Source organism: Amycolatopsis nalaikhensis, assembly GCF_030264295.1.
GTDB lineage: Bacteria > Actinomycetota > Actinomycetes > Mycobacteriales > Pseudonocardiaceae > Amycolatopsis > Amycolatopsis nalaikhensis.
Genome location: NZ_CP127173.1, coordinates 9,554,671 through 9,573,444, shown reverse-complemented (window position 1 = coordinate 9,573,444; position 18,774 = coordinate 9,554,671). Strand labels below are relative to the sequence as shown.

Below are 18,774 nucleotides of genomic sequence, written 5' to 3'. Positions count from 1 at the left end.
ACCGGACACCAAGGAGGAAACCATGACGCAGCGCGTCAGCATCAACAAGCAACACCCCCAGGCGTACCAGGCCCTGATCGCCCTCTCCGCGGAGGCGGACAAGGCCGCCGCCGGGGCGGGGCTGGACCCGCTCCTGGTCGAGCTGGTCCGGATCCGCGCGTCCCAGCTCAACGGATGCGCGTTCTGCCTGCGCATGCACACCGGCGATGCCCTCAAGAAGGGCGAGAACCCCGACCGGATCGCGGTGCTGCCCGCTTGGGAGGAGACGGGCTACTTCTCGGAAACGGATCGGGCGGCCCTGCGCCTGACCGAGGCGATCACCTTGGTGCCGGACGGGCACGTGAGCGACGAGGACTACGCGGCCGCGGCGGAAGTGCTGACGGACGACCAGATTTCGGCGGTCGCCTGGCTGACCACCGTGATCAACGCCTTCAACCGCGTCGCCATCACCAGCCGGTACCGCGTCGCCGGTTGACCGGTTCGCCCGGCGGGAGTCACGCGCCGTACCCGGGAAGGTCCTCGACCAGGAACGGGTCGGGCGAGGCACCCCGCCGGGCCACGCTCATCCGGCCGTTGGCCTCGAGGACGACCCAGGCGACGTCGTCCAGGCGCGTGATCCCGGCCAGCCGCAGGCATTGGCGGAGTTCGCCGACGGACACCCGGGCGCGGCGCAGCTCCGCGTGGCGGATTTCCGGCCCGGCCATGAGGAGGATCGGCGCGCCGGAACGCTTCCCGGCGCGCGCGAACAGCCGCTGCAGCACGAACAACGTCACCAGCGCGACCACACCGCCGGTGAGGGTCGGCTCGCCCAGCAGCGTGGTCCGGCCCAGTACCGCGCCGAACGCCGTGACGGCGGCGATGTCGGAGGCCGACATCGCCGCCAGGCTGCGCCGCCCCATGATCCGCACCAGCACGAGGAACACCACGTACATCACCACCGTGGTGAGCACGACCGCGAGCACCTCGCCAGGGGCCCACCAGGTCACGGCCGGACGCCGTGCCAGGCTCGGGTGAGCAGCTCCAGAACCCCTTCGCGGGTCAGGGTTCTCGGGTTCGGGTACGGCGCGGCGGTCGCCTGGTCCGCCGCTTCACCGAGCGCGTCGAAGGCGAGTCCGAGTTCGCGCAGGCTCGTCGGCCCGTCCGCCCGCCGGACCAGATAGTCCACACCGGACGGTGCGTCCGGCACGCCCATGGCGCCGGCGATCCGAGCCAGCACTGCCGGTGCGGCCGGGGCGTTGTACCGCATCACGTGCGGGAGGACCACCGTGTGCGTGCTCGCGTGCGGCAGCCCGAAACTCCCGCCGAGCACGTGGCACAGCTTGTGGTGCAGGCCCATGCCGACCGACGCCAGGCACATCCCGGCCAGCCACGCGCCGCGGAGCAGGTCCGCGCGCACGTCGAGACCGAAGGGGTCGGCGGCGAGGTGCTCAAGCCCGGCGCCGATGGCCGAAACCGCGTCGAGGGCCCAGCCGTCGACGATCGGGTTGGCCTGGGCCGAATACAGCGCCTCGACCGCGTGGGCGAGCGCGTTGACCGCGCTGGTGACCGCGATCGGCACCGGCAGCCCGCGGGACAGCTCGACGTCGTAGAGCACCGTCTCGGGCAGGATCGACGGCGACGACCGGGTGGTCTTCTTGCCGTCGGCCGTCTCGCCGAGCACCGGCGTGACCTCGGATCCCGCGTACGTGGTCGGGAGGATGACCTGGTCGACGCCGGTGCGTGCGGCCAGTGCCTTCGCCAGTCCCGTCGTCGAGCCCCCGCCGACCGCGACCACGCAGTCCGCATCGCTCGCTTGCAGGAGCCCCAACGCTTCCTCGGTCACGCCGACCGGGGTGTGCAGGGCGGCGCCGTCGAACCGGGCCACGCACCGCGGGCCGAGGAGTTCCTCGACCCGGTCGCCCGGCCCGGCGAGATCGGCGGAGGTCAGGAGCAGCACGCGGGAGCGGCCCAGTCGGGCGACCTCGGCGTCGACTTCCGGCAGGAGGTCGCGGCCGAACCGGATGCGGTACGGCAGGCCGACGTAGGTGAACCCGGCCGTCACGGGTGCCGCGTTTCGCGCAGGATCCTGCCCCCGACCATGACTTCGGTGTCCGGCACCTCGACGAGCCAGACGCGGAAGGCACTCTCCGGCGTTCCGGTGGCCTGGGCGGCCGCCGCGGAGACGGCGGTCAGCAGGTCGCGTTTGACGGCGTCGTCGTGCCCTTGCGCGATGGTGATCTGGATGAACGGCATCACGCCACCGGCTTCGTCAGGCCGCCGTCGACGCGCAGCACCTGTCCGGTGACGTAGGACGCGTCGTCGGAGGCGAGGAACGCGACCGCCGCGGCGATCTCGTCCGGGCGCGCCCAGCGGCCGAGCTGGATCCCCAAGGCCTTGACCAGGTTCGCGCGCACCGCGTCGGCCGTCGAGTCCTGGTTCGCGGCCATGGCCTCGTGGCGGGCGAGCCAGCCTTCGGTCAGGGTCATGCCCGGCGACACCGCGTTGACCCGGACGCCGCGCGGTGCGGCTTCGGCCGCCAGGTAGCTCGTCAACGCCACGACCGCAGCATTGGTGATCCCGGTGACCGCCGCGCCGGCGACCGGGACGTGCGCGGTGGCGCCCGCGACGTTCACGATCGCGCCCCCGGTCATCCTGGGCAGCGCGGCCTTGGCGACCCGGACGAAGCCGCGGAGCTTCGTGTCGAGCGCGGCCTCGAGCACGCCGTGCTCGGTGTCGGTGAGCGGGGCCGACGCGATCTGCGGCCCGGCGCAGTTGACGACGACGTCGAGCCGCCGGTGCCAGGCGTGCGCCTGCTCGACGGCGGCGGCGACGGACTCGCCGTCACGCACGTCCGCGGGGACGGCCAGGGTTTCCCCGCCCAGCCGGACGGCGGCGTCCTTGACGGCGGTCTCGTCGCGGGCCAGCAGCGCGACGGCCGCGCCCCGCTCGGCCAGGTACCGCGCCACCGCGTACCCGATCCCGCGGCTCGCCCCGGTCACCAGCGCCGTGCGCCGCTCCGTCCGCTCCGTGCGTGCCACCATTCGGCTCTCCTTCGGCTCGTTCCCGGCAGTTCGGCCTCACTGCACAACGAGGTGGTCCGGGCTGACAAACCGCGCTAACAGGGCCGGTCACGCCGGGCCCGTCGCCGGGCCGGGCGGCTCTCGCGCCGCTAACGGCGGTGCGGGGCCCGGCCTGTTAATCCAGGCGAAATCCCGCGTTGCCCGCCGCCGGGGGCCGGGGGAGACTGCTGGGCGGAGCCCGGCGGAAACGGCGATGGGAGGTGCGTCGCGTGGCGCCTTCCGATGCGCGGATCATCCGGCGGAAGCTGGCGCCGCCGGTCGTCGGGGACCACCTGGTCCGGCGCGACCGGCTGACCGGCCGCATCCGCGCCCTGCTCGGGCGGGCGAACGTGCTCACCGTGTACGCGGCGGCCGGCTCGGGCAAGACCACCGCCGTCGCCGCGGCGCTGCGGGACCTCGACCGGCCGGTGGCCTGGCTGTCGCTCGACGGCACGGAATCGGCGGCGGGCCGCCTGCTGCTGTACCTCGAGGCGGCGGTCGCGCCGCACGCCCCCGAGGCGAGCGGCGTGGCGACCGACGCGCTCGCCGCGGGCATCCTGATCGGCGAGGCCGCGGGCCTGCTCGCCGAAAGCCTGCACGGCAGCGGTCTCGTGCTCGTCTGCGACAACGCCGAGCGGATCGCCGGCAGCGACGAGGCGCTCACCGTGCTGTCCGCGCTCGCCCGCTACGCCCCCGCGGACGTCGCGATCGTCCTCGTTTCCCGGACCGCGTTGCCGCTGGACACCGGTTCGACCCGAGACCTGGCCCGCGTCGCCGAGCTCACCGGCCCGGACCTCGCCTTCGACGTCGACGAGGCCGCGGAAGCGCTGCGCCTGGCCGGGCGCCCGGAAACGGAGGCGGCCGAAGCCGTCCGCGTCACCGGCGGCTGGGCGGCGGGCATCCTGTTCGCCGACGGGGCCGTCGCCGACGCGCCGCACCGGTTCCGCGACTACCTGTCCACGCACGTCCTTTCCGGACTGTCCGAACGGGAACGTCGGTTCCTGGTGCACACCAGCCTGCTCGACGAGGTGACCGCCGACGACGCGGTCGCGCTCGGCCTCGACGACGTCCCCCGGACCATGGCGGCGTTGCGCCACCGGCACCTCCCCGCCACCTGGCCCGACGACCGGACGCTGGTCGTCAGCCCGCAGCTGCGGGACCACCTGCGCGACCTGCTCGCCGAGCAGGAGCCGGGCGAGCTGGAGCGGGTCCGCCTGCGGCACGCCCGGCTGCTGGTCCGCCGCGGCGAGCGGGAGGAGGCCGTCGACGCGCTGCTCGGTGTCGGCGCGGTCGACGAGGCGTGGGGGCTCGCGGCGGAGCTGCTGCCGCGCCTGATCGAGCGGATGGACTTCGGCCCGGCGGCGCGCTGGCTCGACGCGCTGCGGGTGTCCGAACGTGCGCTCAGCCCCCGGATCGGCGGGATCGTGCTGCGCGTCGCCTTCGCGCTGGAGCAGGCCGGGCGGGGCGTGGAGCTGTACGACCGCCACGACCGCGACTGGCTCACCGAGCTGGCCGCCGACGAGCACGACGGCTCGGGCGAAGCACTGGTGCTGCTGGTGTGGTGCCTGTGGCACGCGGGCCGTCCGGCGGACGCCGGGCAGGTGGCCGAGCTGCTGCCACCGGGGCGGGCCAAGGACATCGCGGACACCGTGCTGGCGCTGAGCCGCGACGAACCGCCGCCGCCGTTCCCGGCCTTCGCGACCACCCCGTCGGGCCCGCTGGACGGCATGCTCATGCGGCTGGCCTTCATGCGCGGGCGGCTGGCCGGGCTGGACGATCCCGGCACCTACGGCCCGTGGCGCAGCGTCCTCGGGGCGCCCTGGGTCATCGCCGGGCTCCGCGCGACGGGCCGGATCGAGCAGGCGCTGGCCGGTTACGAGGCGCACCGCGACGCCCCGCAGCCGCTGTGGCTGCACGCGCTGGACGCCGTCGAGCTGATGATCGACCTCGGGCGGGCCGAGGACGCTTGGCAGGCCTTGCGGCGCGGGCACGACCTGGTGGCCGCGACCGGCTCGCGGATCTACCAGGTGCTGCTGCACGTGATGGAGGCCAAGCTGTGCCTGCGCCTGCACCACGACCCGGACGCCGCGCACCGCGCGCTGGACGAAGCGGAGGCGAGCGGCGCGGGCACGCACGCGTTCACCCGCGAGCTGGCCGCCCTGTGGCGAGGGCTCGCGTTCTTGCTGCGCCATCGCGACGCCGAAGCCCGTGACGTGCTCCGCGAGTGCTTGCGCAGCATGCTCGCCGCCGACCGGGTGCTCGAGGTCCCGACCGCGGCGTGCTACCTGGCCGAAGCCCAGTGGCGGCTGGGGGAGGAGGACGCGTCCGACGAGTCCGCCGCGCTGGCGATCGGGGTGGCGGAGGAGCGGGGGTCGGTGCACCTGCTGCTCAACGCGCTGGCGGACGTGCCCGCCGTGGCCGTCCGCGGCGCGGACACCGAGCCGAACCGGCTGTCGCGCTGGCACGAGCTGACCGCGTCGCTGGCGAACGGCCGCCGGATCACCGCGGCGGGCCGGGCACCGCGGCTGGTGCTCGAGGACCTGGGGGAGCCGGAGCTGCGGGTCGACGGCACGACGGTGACGCCGCGGCTGCGCAAGAGCGTCGAGCTGCTCGCCTACCTGCTGGCCGCCCCCGGCCGCGAGGCCGGCCGCCAGGAGCTGCTCGGCGCGCTGTTCGACTCGGACAACGAAGCCGCCGGGCGCAGCTACCTGCGCCAAGCGCTGTACAGGCTGCGCGAGGTGCTGCCGGAGGAGCTGTCGCCCGTCCTGCGGAAAGACCGGTTCCACCTGCCGGGGCCCGAGCTGATCGGCAGCAGCGCGGCCGACGTCCTGGAGGCGTTCACGCAAGCCGACCACCAGCAGGGCGAGGCGAGGCTGGACACGCTGACCGCGGCGCTGGCCGCGACCGAGCGGGGCCGGTACCTCGCCGGCCTGTCGGGCGCGTGGGTGGAAACGCGGCGTGCCGAGATCGACGAGCGCGTCCTGCGGGCCCGGCTGGACGTCGCCAAGGTCGCGTTCCGGCTCGGCCGGTACCGCGAGGCGGTCGCCAACGCGGACGCGGTGCTGCGCCTCGACCCGTACCGCGAGCAGGCCTGGCTGCTGCGGCTCACCCTGGCGCAGGCCAGCGGCAACGACGACGACGTCCTCGCGCTGTACCAGCGGTACGCGGCGACCATGCACGAGCTGGCCGTGCCGCCGTCGGCGGAGGTGCACCGCCTGGTCACCCGGTTGCGGAGCTGATTTCCCGGCCGGTAACGGGTTCGGTGGCACGGTGGGTACGGCCAACGTCACCGCGTGCTCCCACGGAGGTAGCCATGGACAGCGTCAAGCGGCTCGCCGCGCCCGCCGATCCGGACGACGGGGTTTTCCGGTTCCGCCAGGCCATTTCCCGGTTCAGCACCGGGGTCGCCGTGATCACCACCCGCACGGTGGACGGCCCCGCCGGCATGACCGCGAGCGCGGTCGCGTCGTTGTCGATGGACCCGTTGCAGCTGCTCGTGTGCATCGGGTCGAACCTCCCGACGTGCAAGGCGATCACCGAGGCGGGGTCCTTCGCCGTCAACGTCCTCGGCGAAGACCACGAACACCTCGCGCGGCACTTCGCGACGCGCCGGAAGGACAAGTTCAGCGGCGTCGAGCTGCGCCCCGACAGCGACGTCCCGGTGCTGGCCGACGCGATCGCGCACTTCGTCTGCTCGGTCGCGGACACGCTGCCGGGCGGCGACCACACGATCGTCGTCGGCGACGTGCTGACGTGCGACCACGTCCCGGGCACGAACCCGTTGGTGTACTTCGCCAGCGCGTTCGGCACGCTCCACGACCCGGCGGCCGCCGGCGGCTGGCACTTCGCGTCGGCGATGTGACCACGTCCCGGACCCGCCCGGCCGTCGTCGTCCGGACCCGGCTGCGGCCACCCGCCCCGCACCCGGCCGACGTCCCCCGCACGCGGCTGCTGGCCCGCCTGGACGCGGCCGCCGAACCGGTGGTCCTGGTGGCCGCGCCGCGCGGCGCGGGGAAAACGGTGCTGCTGGCGCAGTGGGTCGCCGGGCGGCGGTGCGCGTGGGTGAGCCTGAGCAGGCACGACGACACCCCGGCGGGCGTGTGGTCGGCGGTGCTCGAAGCGTTGCGGCCCTTGCACTCCGAGGTCCCGGCGCCCCCGGCGGTGCTGCTCGACGACGAGCCGACGCTGGTCACGGTGATCCTCCCGGAGCTGCTCAACGCGCTGGCTTCGGCCGGGCCGCTGGTGCTCGTGCTCGACGGCTTGGACGTCGTCGAGCACCCGGTGAGCCGTGCGGCGCTGGACGAGTTCGTCCGCCGGGTCCCCGAGACGGTCCGGGTGGCGCTGGCGACGGCCCGCCCGCCGAGCGGTCCGGTCGCTTCGCTGCGCGCGGCGGGGCGCCTGGCCGAATTCACCGAAGACGATCTGCGGTTCGACCTGGCGGAGACCCGGCATCTGCTGTCGGCCACGGCCGGACGGCCGGTCGCCGAGGCGGAGGCGGAAGCGGTGTGGCGCGGGTACGCGGGCTGGGCGACCGGGCTGCGGCTGGCCGGGATGGCCCTGCGGAGCGGTACTTCGCTGCCCTGTCCCGTGCCGTCGGTGGCGGAGTTCTTCCGCGCGGAGGTGCTCGAACGCGTCACCTCGCGCCAACGCCGTCTGCTGCTGTACAGCAGTGTCCTGACCGAGCTGACGCCGGACCGGTGCGCGGAAGTGACGGCGCTCCCGGCCGCCGGGGAGACGCTGGCCGCGGTGGCGGCGTCGTCGCTTTTGCTGCGGCGGACGGGGTCGGGGCTGCGGTGCCACCCGGTGCTGCGGGCCGTGCTGAAGTCCGTGTTGCGGGAGGAATATCCCGAGGTCGTGGAGGAGCTGCACGCCCGCGCGGCCGAACGCCTGCGGCGGGAAGGGGATCTGGACGCCGCCTACGAACACGCCCGGCTGGCGGGGCTTCCCGGCGTCGCGGTCCGGACGGCGATCGAGACTTGGCCTTCGGCGCATCCGCGGGCGCTGCTGGCGCGGCTTGACGAGGTGCCTGCTGAGGGGCGTGCGGTGGCTGCGGCGGCCGAGCTGGCGTGCGGACACCCTGGGCGGGCGGCGGCTCGGCTCGGTGGGGATCTGGTTGCGGCGCAAGGCGTTGCGGCGCGGGCTGGCAGCCATCCGGCGAGCGCCGGGACCTGGCTGGCGCCGCACGACGGCGATCTCGCCGCGGCGCAAGGCGTTGCCGCGCTGGCTGGCCGCGATCCGGCGAGCGCCGGGACCTGGCTCGCGCCGCACGACGGCGATCTGACCGCGGCGCAACGGGTGGCTCGTCCCGCCGAGGCCGACGATCCCCCGGCACTCGCCGTCCGGGCGTGGCTGGCGCTGCACAACGGCGATCTCCCCACGGCGCACCACATCGCCACCCAGGCGATCGCCGCCCCCCGAGAGAGCACCCGGCCTTGGTGGCTGCTCCTGGCGCAAGCAGCGCTCGGCACCGCCGGGCTGTGGGAGGGAAAACCCGTCCTCGACCAGCTGGACGAGACGGCGCGCGAAGCGGAGAAGTGCGGCTACCGCGATGTCGCCGTCCGGGCACTGGACGCCCGCACGGCCGGATCTCTGCTCACCGGCGACGTCACGGCGGCGCAAACCTCGGCGGCCCAAGCGGTCGCCTGGCACGACCTCGACCCGACGCGGTGCGCGGCACCCGTCGTCGCCACGGCGTTCCTGGCGAGCCGCCGCGGAAGTCGTTACCCGGCAACGGCCCTGGCGTCGGCCACGCCCCACGCGGAGGCGTTCGCGGCTCTCCTCCACGCGCAGTCCACTTCGGACACCCAGCAGCGCCGAAAGGCCCACGCCCAGGCACGCGCCGCGCTCACCGGCCTCCGGCACGGACCCGTGCTCGCCGACCTGCTCCAGGGGTGCGGGGTCCCGGACTTCCGCCCGGCCGTCCTGTCCGACCGGGAACGCGCCGTGCTCCGCGCGCTGGCCGGACCGCTGACCCTGCGCGAGATCGCCGCCGAGCTGCATGTCTCCCACAACACCGTGAAAACCCACGTCCGGTCGGTGTTCCGGAAGCTGGGCGCCCACGACCGCGCCGACGCCGTCAGCCGGGGCGCCGCGGCCACCCGGCCCTGGTGACGGCCGGGACGGCCGGGTCGTGGGCACCGGCCGTCCCGAGCCGCGGTCAGCTGACCCGCGCGTCCTGCTGGCGGGCGTAGTTCGCCTGCCCGGCGTACTGGGTCTTCCCGTCGTCCTTCGGGGTGGCCGGCCCGATCCCCGCGATCTTGCGCGCGAGGTCGGTCAGCGGCCCCGACGGCGCCATCTCCGCGCGGTTCATCGTCAGCATCCGCACCGCCAGCAACGGCGTGCCGTTGAAGTTCTCGAACACGCTGATCCGGTCGCCCCAGTCCGAGAGGTACAGGTCCCGGATCACGCGGCTGATCTTGAGCCGGTCGTGCGGGCGCCCGATCGGGCCCGTCTGCAACGGCTCGAGCCACCGGCGCAGCTCCGGCTGGTTCCACTGCTTCTCGGTCGGGAAGATCAGCGACGAGCGCCCGGCCAGGTCGACGAGCTCGTCGACCATCCGCGGCACGTTCTCCAGGTAGTAGGCCCGGCCGAAGTCGAACAGCAGCACGCTCGGCTTGTACAGGCCACCCGGTGTGGTGAACCCGTCCTCCTCGCAGGCGAGCACGTGCGCGCGCAGCGTCTGGTGGAAGCCGACGAGCTGGGCCAGCCGGGCCTGGACCGGCGGCAGCTGGTACGTGCCGACGTGCTCGGTGATCAGCAGGGCCAGGCCGACCATCACCTCGGCGCGGATGGTCTGGCGCACGAGCGCCTGGTAGTGCAGCCAGTCGAACACCCGCTGCGGGTAGAGCGACGCGTGCTTCGGGTTGCCGATGTGGAACACCCGGTTCCACGGGATGAAGACGTCGTCGAAGAGGATCGTGGTGTCCAGCTCGTCGCCCCGGGCGGCCAGCGGGTGCTCCTCGTACTGCCCCTCCTTCACCGTGCTTTCGCGGCAGACCAGGGTGACGCCGGGGGTGTTCGTCGGGACCGCGCCGAAGATGACCTGCTCACCGGGGATGCCCGGGCGGAAGAACACGCCGATGTGGATGTAGTCGGCGAACGCCGCACCCGTCGCGATGGCCTTGACGCCCCGCACGACGATGCCGTCCTCGCGGGTCTCGACGATCCGCAGCGCGGGCGACTCGGCCTGCGCCGACTCCCGGGACCGGTCGGTCTGCGGGTCGACGAAGGCCGGCGCGGCGTTGAGGTCGCCCTCCACCATGAGGTCCCAGAACTCCTGGATCCCGACGGTCAGGTCCCGCCCGCCGGTGCCCTGCGACTGCTCGCTCCACGGCACGGGATCGTCCTGGTAGGTGACCAGGACGTAGTTGTTGACGTCCGGCGTCCGCGGCACGGCGCCGCCGTCGAGCTCGCGGATCACCGTCTCCAGGTAGCGGCGCTTGCGCTTGAGCTCGTCCTTCGTCGTGTGGCGGAACCACATCATCGACCGGCGCTCGCCGTCGTCGTCGACGAAGGTCATGATGTCCCGCAGGTCGTCGCGGTGGTGCAGGTCGTAGAAGTCCGCGAGGCGCTTCGCGTAGTCCCGCGTCTTCGGGTGCGTGGCGACGTTGTCGACCTTTTCGTCGCCCACCCACACCACCCGGCCGTCGTCGAGCGCGTCCAGGTATTCCTTACCGGTTCGCAGCACAGGTCGCTCCTTCCGCTCGGTGGCGCGGTCCGCCGCGCCGAGACCGACCGTGCCGGGCAACGGGGTGAGGGACACCCGGTTCCGCGGGGTGAATCCGCGCTAACACGGGATTTCGCCGCGGCTAACGGAGACCCGGCTAGCTTTCCGGCACGAACGCGAGGAGGAACCGATGCTGGACCCGGACGAAAAGAGCATCACCGAAGGGGTGCTGCGGACGTTGGCGGACACGCCGGACCCGCGAACCCGCACGGTGCTGTCGGCGCTGGTCCGGCACCTGCACGAGTTCGTCCGCGAAGTGGACCTCACCGAAGCCGAATGGGCGCACGCGATCGGCTTCCTGACCCGGACCGGGCAGAAGTGCGACGACACCCGGCAGGAGTTCATCCTGCTGTCCGACGTGCTCGGGGTGACCACGCTCGTCGACACGGTCAACCACCGGCGGAGCGCGGAAGCGACCGAAAACAGCGTCCAGGGCCCGTTCTACCGGCAGGTCCGGCCCGAGTTCGCCGACGGCGCCGACATCTCCAACGGACTGCCCGGCACGCCGCTGCTGTTCCACGCCAAGGTGGTCGACACCGCGGGCGCGCCGGTGGCGGGGGCGGAATTCGACGTGTGGCACGCCGACAGCGACGGCCACTACGACTCCGACGTCCCCGGTCTCGACGCGGCCGCGATGCGCGGGCTGTTCCGCACGGGCCCGGACGGCACGGTCCGGATCCGCAGCATCGCCCCGGCGCCGTACCCGATCCCGGACGACGGCCCCGTCGGCGAGCTGATGCACGCGACGGGCCGCCCGGTGATGCGGCCGGGCCACATCCACGTCCGCATCGCGGCCCCGGGTTTTTCGACGGTGACGACGATGCTGTTCCGCGACGACGACCCGTACCTGGACCAGGACCCGGTGTTCGGCACCAAGCGGTCGCTGCTGTACCGGCGAGACCTCCGCGAGGGGCCGGACGGACCCTTCGACCTCGTCGAGCACACCTTCGTGCTGGACCGCGTGGCCTGAGGGCCCGACATCCCCCGCCCCTCCTCGCGGAGTGAAGAGCGGCGAGGACGAGGGGCGGGGGAGGTCTGGTGATCTCGTGCTCTGCTTGCGTTGCCGGGCGCCGGTGATCGCGCCCGCCGCCCGCCGCGCCTGGGTCGCGAATGACTCATTCGGGACCTCCGAGGTCCCGAATGAGTCATTCGCGACACCCGTTCCCAAGCCGCCCGGCCGCCCCTTCACGCACGGTCGTGGAGCGTGACGTGGTACCCGTCCGGGTCGGCGAACGTGAACGTGCGGCCGAAAGGCCCGTCGATCGGGGCCGTGACGATCCGGTGGCCGTCGGCGGCCAACGCGTCGTGGATGGCCTGGACGTCCGTCGCGTGCAGCCAGATCGCCGCGCCGATGCCGGGCTGCGCGACCGACTCGAGGTCGGTGCCCGGGATGACCTCGCGGAGCGCGAACGCGATCGGTTTCGTCTCGAAGACCACCGCGTGCGGCGGACCCGCCGGCGAACGGACGAGGCCGAGGTACTGCTCGTAGAACGCCTGCGACGCGTCGAGGTCGCGGGCCTGGAGCGAGATGAAGTCGGGGCCGGTGGCGGGCATGTCGTGACTCCTTCGATGGTGTGTCAGCTTTCTGACACGACCCAATCTATGTCAGAATGCTGACATGAGTCAAGACGGTGTCGACCTGAAGACGTCACTGGGCTATCTGCTCAAGGAGGCGTCGAGCGCCCTCCGCGTCGCCATGGAAGAGGTGCTGCGGCCGCTCGGGATGAACGTGACCCACTACTCCTGCCTCGAACTGCTGGCGCAACGGCCGGGTCTGTCCAACTCCGAGCTGGCGCGGGGCGCGTTCGTCACCCGGCAGACGATGAACGTCCTGCTCCAAGCCCTGGAACGCGACGGCTACGTGACCCGGCCCGCGGAGGCACCCGTCGGGAAAGCTCTCCCCACGCGGCTCACGCCCCGCGGCCGGAAGAGCCTGGAAAAGGCGAGCGCGGCCGTCCGATCCGTCGAGGTCAGGATGCTGTCCGGCATGACCGAGGCCGAACAGGCGGACGCCTTCCGCAGCCTGCAGAGCATGATCCGTTCCCTGCGCGACGCCCGCTTACCCGGATGACCCGGCAAACAACCGCTCCACCGCTTCGACGGCGGCGCGCGCGTTGACGCCGGGGTGCTCGCGGCGGATCGTGCCCAGCAGGCGGTCGCGGATCCGGCGGCGTTCCTTCCCCCGGCTGGACCGGACCTGGTCAGCCGTCAGGTCCAACGCGGTCAGCGCGGCCTGAACCGCGGCGGCGAGACGATCGTCGTCCTCGTCGGTCAGCAGGCCCGCCGCGCGGGCCAGCGACTCCGGGGAAACTTTCGGCGCGCGGACGACCTGCTCGATCAACGCGGCCGCGTCGGCCGGGTGGATCCGGCCGCTCGTCAGCAGCCGCAACACCTCTCGTGCCGCCGCTGCCGGGAGGGCCGAGCCGGTCACCTCGAGCGCCCGGCGGACGTGCGTCAGGTAGAAGTCGGCCGCCTGCGTGAGACTCCACTCCGGGTCGGCCAGGTCGAGCACCGCCTTCGTCAAGCCCAGCCGGGTCAGGCCCAGTGCCATCGTCTCCGGCACGCCCGCCTCGACCAGCGCGCGATCCGCCGAGGTGATCGGGCCGTGCCGCCGCGCGGCCGCCCGGTCGAACCAGTCCGCCACCGCGCCCAGGCGGGACGCCTCGGCCAGAGACGCGGCCGCGCTCCCGAAAACGTGGGTCCCGCCGACCTCGGCGTGCCGGAACTCGGTCTCGGGCGTCAGGTAGACGACCCAGCGGCTGCGGGCACGAAGGTCCTCGACCGGCCGCACGGCGCGCACCGTCTCGATCGGGTCGAGCGGGTTCGTGACCACGATGCCCAAGTCGCCCAAGGTGTTCGGGGAGAGCGTGCCGCGGCGCACCGGCGGGACGCGCTCGGCGTACTGCTCGGCCGCGCCGAGCTGCGCCCCGGTGAGCTGCTGCAGGACCGTCGCCGCCGCGGTGTCGTGCGTCGCGGCCAGGAACCGCTCGATCTTCTCGCGGTGCCGCTCGACGTGCCGCCTCGGGGGCGGGACCGGCGGGAGGCCGTTGATCCACGTGTGGAAAGCCTGCTCCAGCCACGGGTCGAGGTACTTCTCCTGGTGGTCCGTGCTGAGCGCGACGCTGGGCACGTCCAGCTCGCGGAACGTGCCGACGACGTCCATCGTCGTCGCGAAGGTGGCCAGCAGCTCCAGTTCGCCGCCGGTGCGGATGCTCGGCGTGGCCAGCACTTCCTCGCGGTATTCGAGGTACGCCAGCAGCTCCGGCGGGGTCGGCAGCAGGTCGGTGAGCAGGTTCAGCTCCGGCACGGCCACGATCAGCGGGAACGCGCCCTCCGGCAGGACCTCCCGCCGCCACAGCAGACCGAGCAAAGTGGACAGTGGGTCGAACGTGTCCGCCGTCGGCACGACGGCGTAGATCCGGCGGATCGCCTTGTGGTCCAGCGTCAGCGAGGCGCCGCGGTCGCCGGTCAAGGTGACCCGGCCGTCCCGCTCCAGCGCGCGGACCAGGCGGGCCACCTGGAAGAAGCCGTCGCCGACGGTGCGCCGCAGCTCGGTGACGGCGGCTTCCGGGTCGCCGTGCCGGGACCGCGTGCTGAGATAGCCGCCCTTGCCCTCCACCACCAGCGCGACGTCCTCCCAGAGCAGGACGCCGTCCACTTCGATCAGTTCGCCCGGCCGCGTGCCGGGGTACTTGCCGCCGCGCAGGACCTGGGCGCTGGGGAACACGGCGGCCAGGTGCTTCAGGGCGGCTTCTTCCACCTCCTCGCCGCGGGCCCGGTAGTAGGGCGGGCCGGCCAGCCGGGCGAAGACGCGCTCGACGAGCTGGGAGAGGTCCGTGCTGAACAGGTGCGGCAGGCTGACCAGCACCAGGTCGCCGGCCGCGACCAGCGGGGCGGCGGCCAGCGGCGAGTCGAACACGTGGCCGCGCGCGGTGTTGCGGCCCAGGTCCGCCGGGTTCGCGGTGAGCAGCGCCCGCCACCGCTCGGCCTCTTCCCGCTGCGAGTCCGGCAACGCGTCGGCGAGCACGTGCCAGGGCAGCAGGAGCCTGCTCGCGGCGAGGGCGACGTCGTTCGCCGTCGGCTCGGACAGGGTGAGCGCGTCCGGCAGGTGCAGCATCGTGCGCTCCCGCAGCAAGGTGCGCAACGCGGGATCGGTGACCTTCTCGTGGAATTCCCGCAGCGCGTCGGCCCAGCCGGTGAGGACGAACATGTACGCCGACAGCAGGACCGCGAGGTCCGGGTGGTCGCCGCCGCGGTCGCGGATCCGCTGGGCCAGCCGCACCGAGTACGCCCAGTCGTAGCGGGTCGGGAACGCGCCGTGCCCCGACCGCCACGACCACGCCAGCTGGTGGTGCACCTGCCACCCTTCGCCCCGCGCGGCCGGGGAGATCTCGCCGTCCGTCAGCACCAGCTGGCCGTCGAGCACCTCGTGCCGCCGGGCGAGGGCGAGGGCGCGCAGCGCGGCCTCGAGGTTGCGGCGGCTGAACAGGGTCGGCGAGGCGATCTGTGACGAGCAGGAGGCCAGGAACTCCATCTCGTGCGTGAACGCGTTCGGGGTGCCCAGCCGGGTGCCGTCCTCACCCTGTCCGAAAAGGACGGCCAGGCACAGGCAGTCGAGCAGCGTGGTATCGGCCAGGGCGGCGTCCAGCGCGCGGGTCGTGGCCGCCAGTTCCCGTTCGCACGCGGCGCGGAACTCGGCGACGTCGGCCGGGGTCGCCGGGCGGCCGAGCGGCTGCCCGGTCCGCGCGGGCGGGAGTTCCATAGCGTCGGCGAAGCCGGTGGCGTAGGTGGCGGACAACGGCGTGCCGAGGCCCGACAGCACCGTGATCATGTCGCGCAGCGAGCCCCGGTCCCGCCTCTGGATCCCCATGCGCCCATCGAACACGACACTCCGGCGAGGCGCAGCTTTCACGTGAAAGCTATCCGGAGCCCGGTCCTCCACGTCACTTTCACGATGAAAGTGACGCGTCAGGCGGGGGCTCGGGTGAGGATCTCGACGAACCCGCGGTCGGCGTCGAGGCGGAGGCGGTCGCCGGTGCGGATGACCTCGACCGGGTCGCGGTCGAGGTCGCTGAGGGCTGGTACCCGGGTCACCACCGCGCCGAGCGCCACCTTCGTCGTCACCACCGTGAAGATCATGCCCAGCGGCGCCGTGCCCAGCAGGCGGGTCGACTGGAAGAACCCCGACCAGCCCGACGACCCCTTCGCGCCGGGGAACACGAGGATCTTCCCGGTGAAGCACACCCCGTGCAGTTCGTGGCGACGCTCGATGATCGTTCCGGTTGCCGGGTCGATGCCGCCCCAGCCCGAGATCGTCTCGTGCGACACCAGCGCCTCGCCCTCGACGACGCCGGGGACGATCGTCCGCCCGCGCAGGACCGTCATCGCAGGTCACCGCGCCAGCGGCCGGTGACCGCCGCGTCCACGCAGTCCTCCAGCGAGCCGAACCACGCCTCGATCCCGAGGATCGCGGGCAGGTAGTGCGCCTGCTTCGCCGAGTCGGTGGCGAACACGCGGGTGCCCGGCGGTGCGACGCGGGACATCGCCGGGCACGAGTCGGCGAGCAGGCGCCCGCCCGCGGCCTCGATCACCGCCGTGTAGCCGCTGCGGTCCGCGACCGCCTTGAGCGCCCGGGGCGTCATGATCCACAGCTGCGTCCCGGAGTGCAGCCGCTTGCCGTCCAGGGCGCGGGCGGCGGCGCGGATCTGGTCGATCGACGCGTGCGGGCAGCCCAGCAGCACGAAGTCGACGTCGGTCGAGCGGCCCTGGTCGTTCAGCGTCTCGTAGACCTCGCGTCGCTCGCGCAGTCCATAGTGGACAGCGGACGGCGTCGGGCCGCGGAAGGCCGCTTCGACCGTCGGCGCTTCGGGCGTGATCCCCGGCAGGTGGTACAGCTCGACCCCGCCGGAAGACGCGGCGGCCGCGCCGAAGTGCTTGAGGTCGACGAGGTCGGGACGCGGGAACGCCCCGGTGACCACCGGGCGTTCGTCCTGGACCAGCCCGCCCGCGAAGTAGCCGAGCATGCCCCAGTCCATGAAGTCGCGTACGCCCGCGTCCACCTCCACGAGGTGCGTGCCGAACCGGTTCTCCGGAAGGTGGTTGCCCCAGCACGGGATCTTCCCGGTCAGCGACGCCGCCCCGGTCGACGTCCCGCCTTCGCAGTTGGTCCGGGCGCCGAGCACGGAGTTGGCGTACACGACCGCCGACGACTCCATCCACGCGCAGTGCTCGCCGCGGACCGGGAGGTTGCCCACCTGGTACGGCGTGCAGGTCGCGAGGATGTTCACCCCGCGCCGCCCGTAGAACGCTTCGGCGTCGCTCTGCAGCTCGACGAACTCCTTCGGGTAGGGCACCACGCCCACCGAGTCCGGGCCGAAGCCCTGTTGCAGCTGGCAGGTCGGCACCCGCATGTCGGGGATCTCGACGACGTCGTCGCAGTCGAGGTTGAGCACCGCGAACGCCTTGTTCCAGCCGCCTTCGGCCACCAGCTTCGCCTTCACCGGGGACGGCTGGGTGCTCGTGCCGGCGACGTTGCGGGTATCGCACAGCTTTTCCGCGCCCAGTGCCTCGCCGTAGCGGATGAGCAGGTCCATGGCCGCCGCCACCGCGGGCCCGTCGGCGCCGTCCCGCATGGCCTTTTCGTCGTCGGTGAGGATCACCGCGCGACCTCCCGCTCGGAGACCGCCGGGACCGGGTCGGCGACGCCGTTGGTCTCCGGGCCCCGGCGCACGGCCTCGAACATCAGCAGGCCGCCGAAGACGATCAGCGCGATCGGCGTGAACTCGTAGGGCATGATCGAGCTGAGCGCCAGCAGCCAGAACGTGTAGAGGCCGGGCAGGATCAGCCCGAACATGTAGCCGATGCCGTACCCGCTCGCCCGCACGGACGCCGGGAACCGCTCGTTGAGGTACACGAGGATGACGCCGAGCGGCGCGGACGGCAGCACCTTCGCCACCACGGCGATCAGCCCGATCAGCCACGCGGGCGCCCCGGCCCGGCCGGCCACCGCGAGCACCGCGAACGCGCCGCCGACGACGAACGTGAGCACCAGCGCCCAGCGCATCAGCAGCGCGCGCCTGCCGATCCGCTGGCCGACCGCGGCGAGCACCATGATCAGCACGATCGTGAGGACCGAGCTGATGATCTCCACCGTGGACGACAGCCGTGGGCTCTGGTCCAGCACCTGCACCAGCAGCGTCGGCAGGAACGACACCGACATCTGGGTGGCGAACCAGTACCCGCAGGTGAACAGGAAGACGCTGAAGAACAGCGCGCGGTGCGTGGTGAACAGCTCCGCCACCGGCTGGCGCCCCGTGCGACGCTGCCGGAACACCGAGTCGTCTTCCTTCACACCGCGGTAGTGCCATAGGTAGACCAGGCCGAGCACGAACCCGAGGAAGAACGGGATCCGCCAGCCCCACGACAGGAAACCGCCGTGCGGCAGCACGTCGAGCAGGCCCAGCAGGAGCAGGTTGATCACCAGGAACGAGCCGGGCGCGCCCACGCCGATGAGGCCGCCGACCCGGCCACGCCGCGCGGGCTTGGCCTGTTCCAGCGCCAGTGGCATCGGAGCGGCGTAGCCACCGGCGAGGAAGATCCCGCCGATCAGCCGCAGGGCGGCGAACACGGCGATCGCGCCGTAGTTCCACGCCGCGAAGCCGGGCAGCAGGCCGATGAGCAGCGTGACGATCGTGAAGCCCCAGCCGCTGATCATGGTGACGGGCTTGCGGCCGATCCGGTCGGACAGGTTGCCGAAGATGACGCTGCCGATCGGCCGCGCGAGCAGCCCGACCGTGAACAGCAGCGTGGTGAAGGTCGCGCGGATGGTCGGCGACAGGTTCGCGGGCATGAAGTACGCCATCGCGGCCGGGAGCACGAGGGCCGGGAGGTACACGTCGAAGCTGTCGACGAACATCGAGAACGCGCCACCGCGCGCGGAACGCCGTTCGTCGGCCTCGGTGATGACGGTGGACGGGGGGACTTCGGGCGGCGTCATTGCGGCCTCCTGGT

16 protein-coding genes are annotated in these 18,774 nt (G+C 72.9%); 6 read left to right on the top strand and 10 right to left on the bottom strand.

Going from position 1 to position 18,774, the window contains the following annotated elements; all coding sequences use genetic code 11:
* Positions 1-22 precede the first annotated feature (22 nt).
* The gene (locus QP939_RS46450) at positions 23-475 is read left to right on the top strand and encodes a carboxymuconolactone decarboxylase family protein (RefSeq protein WP_285453234.1); all 453 of its coding nucleotides are present in this window, start codon (positions 23-25) and stop codon (positions 473-475) included.
* 19 nt (positions 476-494) lie between these two features.
* Here QP939_RS46450 and QP939_RS46445 read toward each other — a convergent pair whose 3' ends face one another.
* Genes QP939_RS46445 through QP939_RS46430 form a run of 4 tightly spaced genes read right to left on the bottom strand, consistent with a single transcriptional unit; the run spans position 495 to position 3,020 of the window.
* Entirely contained in the window at positions 495-986 is a 492-nt protein-coding gene (locus QP939_RS46445) for a DUF421 domain-containing protein (RefSeq protein WP_285453232.1), read from the bottom strand.
* Complete coding sequence (locus QP939_RS46440) at positions 983-2,041, bottom strand: maleylacetate reductase (protein WP_285453230.1); 1,059 nt, start codon at positions 2,039-2,041, stop codon at positions 983-985. Before QP939_RS46440 ends, QP939_RS46445 begins: the two co-directional genes overlap by 4 nt.
* Positions 2,038-2,232 carry a tautomerase family protein gene (locus QP939_RS46435; protein WP_285453229.1) on the bottom strand — a complete coding sequence of 65 codons (195 nt, stop codon included), beginning with the start codon at positions 2,230-2,232 and terminating at the stop codon, positions 2,038-2,040. The genes QP939_RS46440 and QP939_RS46435 overlap by 4 nt, the downstream gene beginning before the upstream one ends.
* Entirely contained in the window at positions 2,232-3,020 is a 789-nt protein-coding gene (locus tag QP939_RS46430) for an SDR family NAD(P)-dependent oxidoreductase (RefSeq protein WP_285453228.1), read from the bottom strand. Before QP939_RS46430 ends, QP939_RS46435 begins: the two co-directional genes overlap by 1 nt.
* A 248-nt stretch (positions 3,021-3,268) precedes the next feature.
* On the opposite strand from QP939_RS46430, the gene QP939_RS46425 reads away from it, so the two are divergent.
* The 3 genes from QP939_RS46425 to QP939_RS46415 all read left to right on the top strand — a co-directional run bounded on the left by QP939_RS46425 (position 3,269) and on the right by QP939_RS46415 (position 9,149).
* Positions 3,269-6,277 (top strand): BTAD domain-containing putative transcriptional regulator, encoded by a 3,009-nt coding sequence (locus QP939_RS46425; protein ID WP_285453227.1) that lies wholly within the window; start codon positions 3,269-3,271, stop codon positions 6,275-6,277.
* A gap of 74 nt (positions 6,278-6,351) precedes the next feature.
* Complete coding sequence (locus tag QP939_RS46420; RefSeq protein WP_285453226.1) at positions 6,352-6,900, top strand: flavin reductase family protein; 549 nt, start codon at positions 6,352-6,354, stop codon at positions 6,898-6,900.
* Positions 6,897-9,149 (top strand): LuxR family transcriptional regulator, encoded by a 2,253-nt coding sequence (locus tag QP939_RS46415; RefSeq protein ID WP_285453225.1) that lies wholly within the window; start codon positions 6,897-6,899, stop codon positions 9,147-9,149. The genes QP939_RS46420 and QP939_RS46415 overlap by 4 nt, the downstream gene beginning before the upstream one ends.
* Before the next feature lie 46 nt (positions 9,150-9,195).
* Here the strand turns inward: QP939_RS46415 and QP939_RS46410 are convergent, their stop codons facing one another.
* Positions 9,196-10,725, bottom strand: a complete 1,530-nt coding sequence (locus tag QP939_RS46410) for a 4-hydroxyphenylacetate 3-hydroxylase family protein (RefSeq protein ID WP_285453223.1) — start codon at positions 10,723-10,725, stop codon at positions 9,196-9,198.
* Between the two features lie 169 nt (positions 10,726-10,894).
* On the opposite strand from QP939_RS46410, the gene QP939_RS46405 reads away from it, so the two are divergent.
* Positions 10,895-11,734, top strand: coding sequence for a dioxygenase (locus QP939_RS46405; RefSeq protein WP_285453222.1), 840 nt, complete (start codon positions 10,895-10,897; stop codon positions 11,732-11,734).
* 215 nt (positions 11,735-11,949) lie between these two features.
* On the opposite strand, the gene QP939_RS46400 is transcribed toward QP939_RS46405, so the two are convergent.
* A complete protein-coding gene (locus QP939_RS46400; RefSeq protein ID WP_285453221.1) occupies positions 11,950-12,318 on the bottom strand; it encodes a VOC family protein in 369 nt (122 codons plus the stop codon).
* Positions 12,319-12,382: 64 nt separating this feature from the next.
* On the opposite strand from QP939_RS46400, the gene QP939_RS46395 reads away from it, so the two are divergent.
* Positions 12,383-12,835, top strand: a complete 453-nt coding sequence (locus QP939_RS46395; protein WP_285453220.1) for a MarR family winged helix-turn-helix transcriptional regulator — start codon at positions 12,383-12,385, stop codon at positions 12,833-12,835.
* On the opposite strand, the gene QP939_RS46390 is transcribed toward QP939_RS46395, so the two are convergent.
* The 4 genes from QP939_RS46390 to QP939_RS46375 all read right to left on the bottom strand — a co-directional run bounded on the left by QP939_RS46390 (position 12,824) and on the right by QP939_RS46375 (position 18,760).
* Complete coding sequence (locus QP939_RS46390) at positions 12,824-15,634, bottom strand: hypothetical protein (RefSeq protein ID WP_285453219.1); 2,811 nt, start codon at positions 15,632-15,634, stop codon at positions 12,824-12,826. The two genes, QP939_RS46395 and QP939_RS46390, sit on opposite strands and share 12 nt — an antisense overlap.
* A 98-nt stretch (positions 15,635-15,732) precedes the next feature.
* On the bottom strand, positions 15,733-16,149 hold the full coding sequence (locus tag QP939_RS46385) for an aconitase X swivel domain-containing protein (RefSeq protein WP_285453218.1): 417 nt from the start codon (positions 16,147-16,149) through the stop codon (positions 15,733-15,735).
* Positions 16,146-17,423 carry an aconitase X gene (locus QP939_RS46380; protein WP_285453217.1) on the bottom strand — a complete coding sequence of 426 codons (1,278 nt, stop codon included), beginning with the start codon at positions 17,421-17,423 and terminating at the stop codon, positions 16,146-16,148. The genes QP939_RS46385 and QP939_RS46380 overlap by 4 nt, the downstream gene beginning before the upstream one ends.
* Complete coding sequence (locus tag QP939_RS46375) at positions 17,420-18,760, bottom strand: MFS transporter (RefSeq protein ID WP_285453215.1); 1,341 nt, start codon at positions 18,758-18,760, stop codon at positions 17,420-17,422. The genes QP939_RS46380 and QP939_RS46375 overlap by 4 nt, the downstream gene beginning before the upstream one ends.
* Positions 18,761-18,774: the final 14 nt, after the last annotated feature.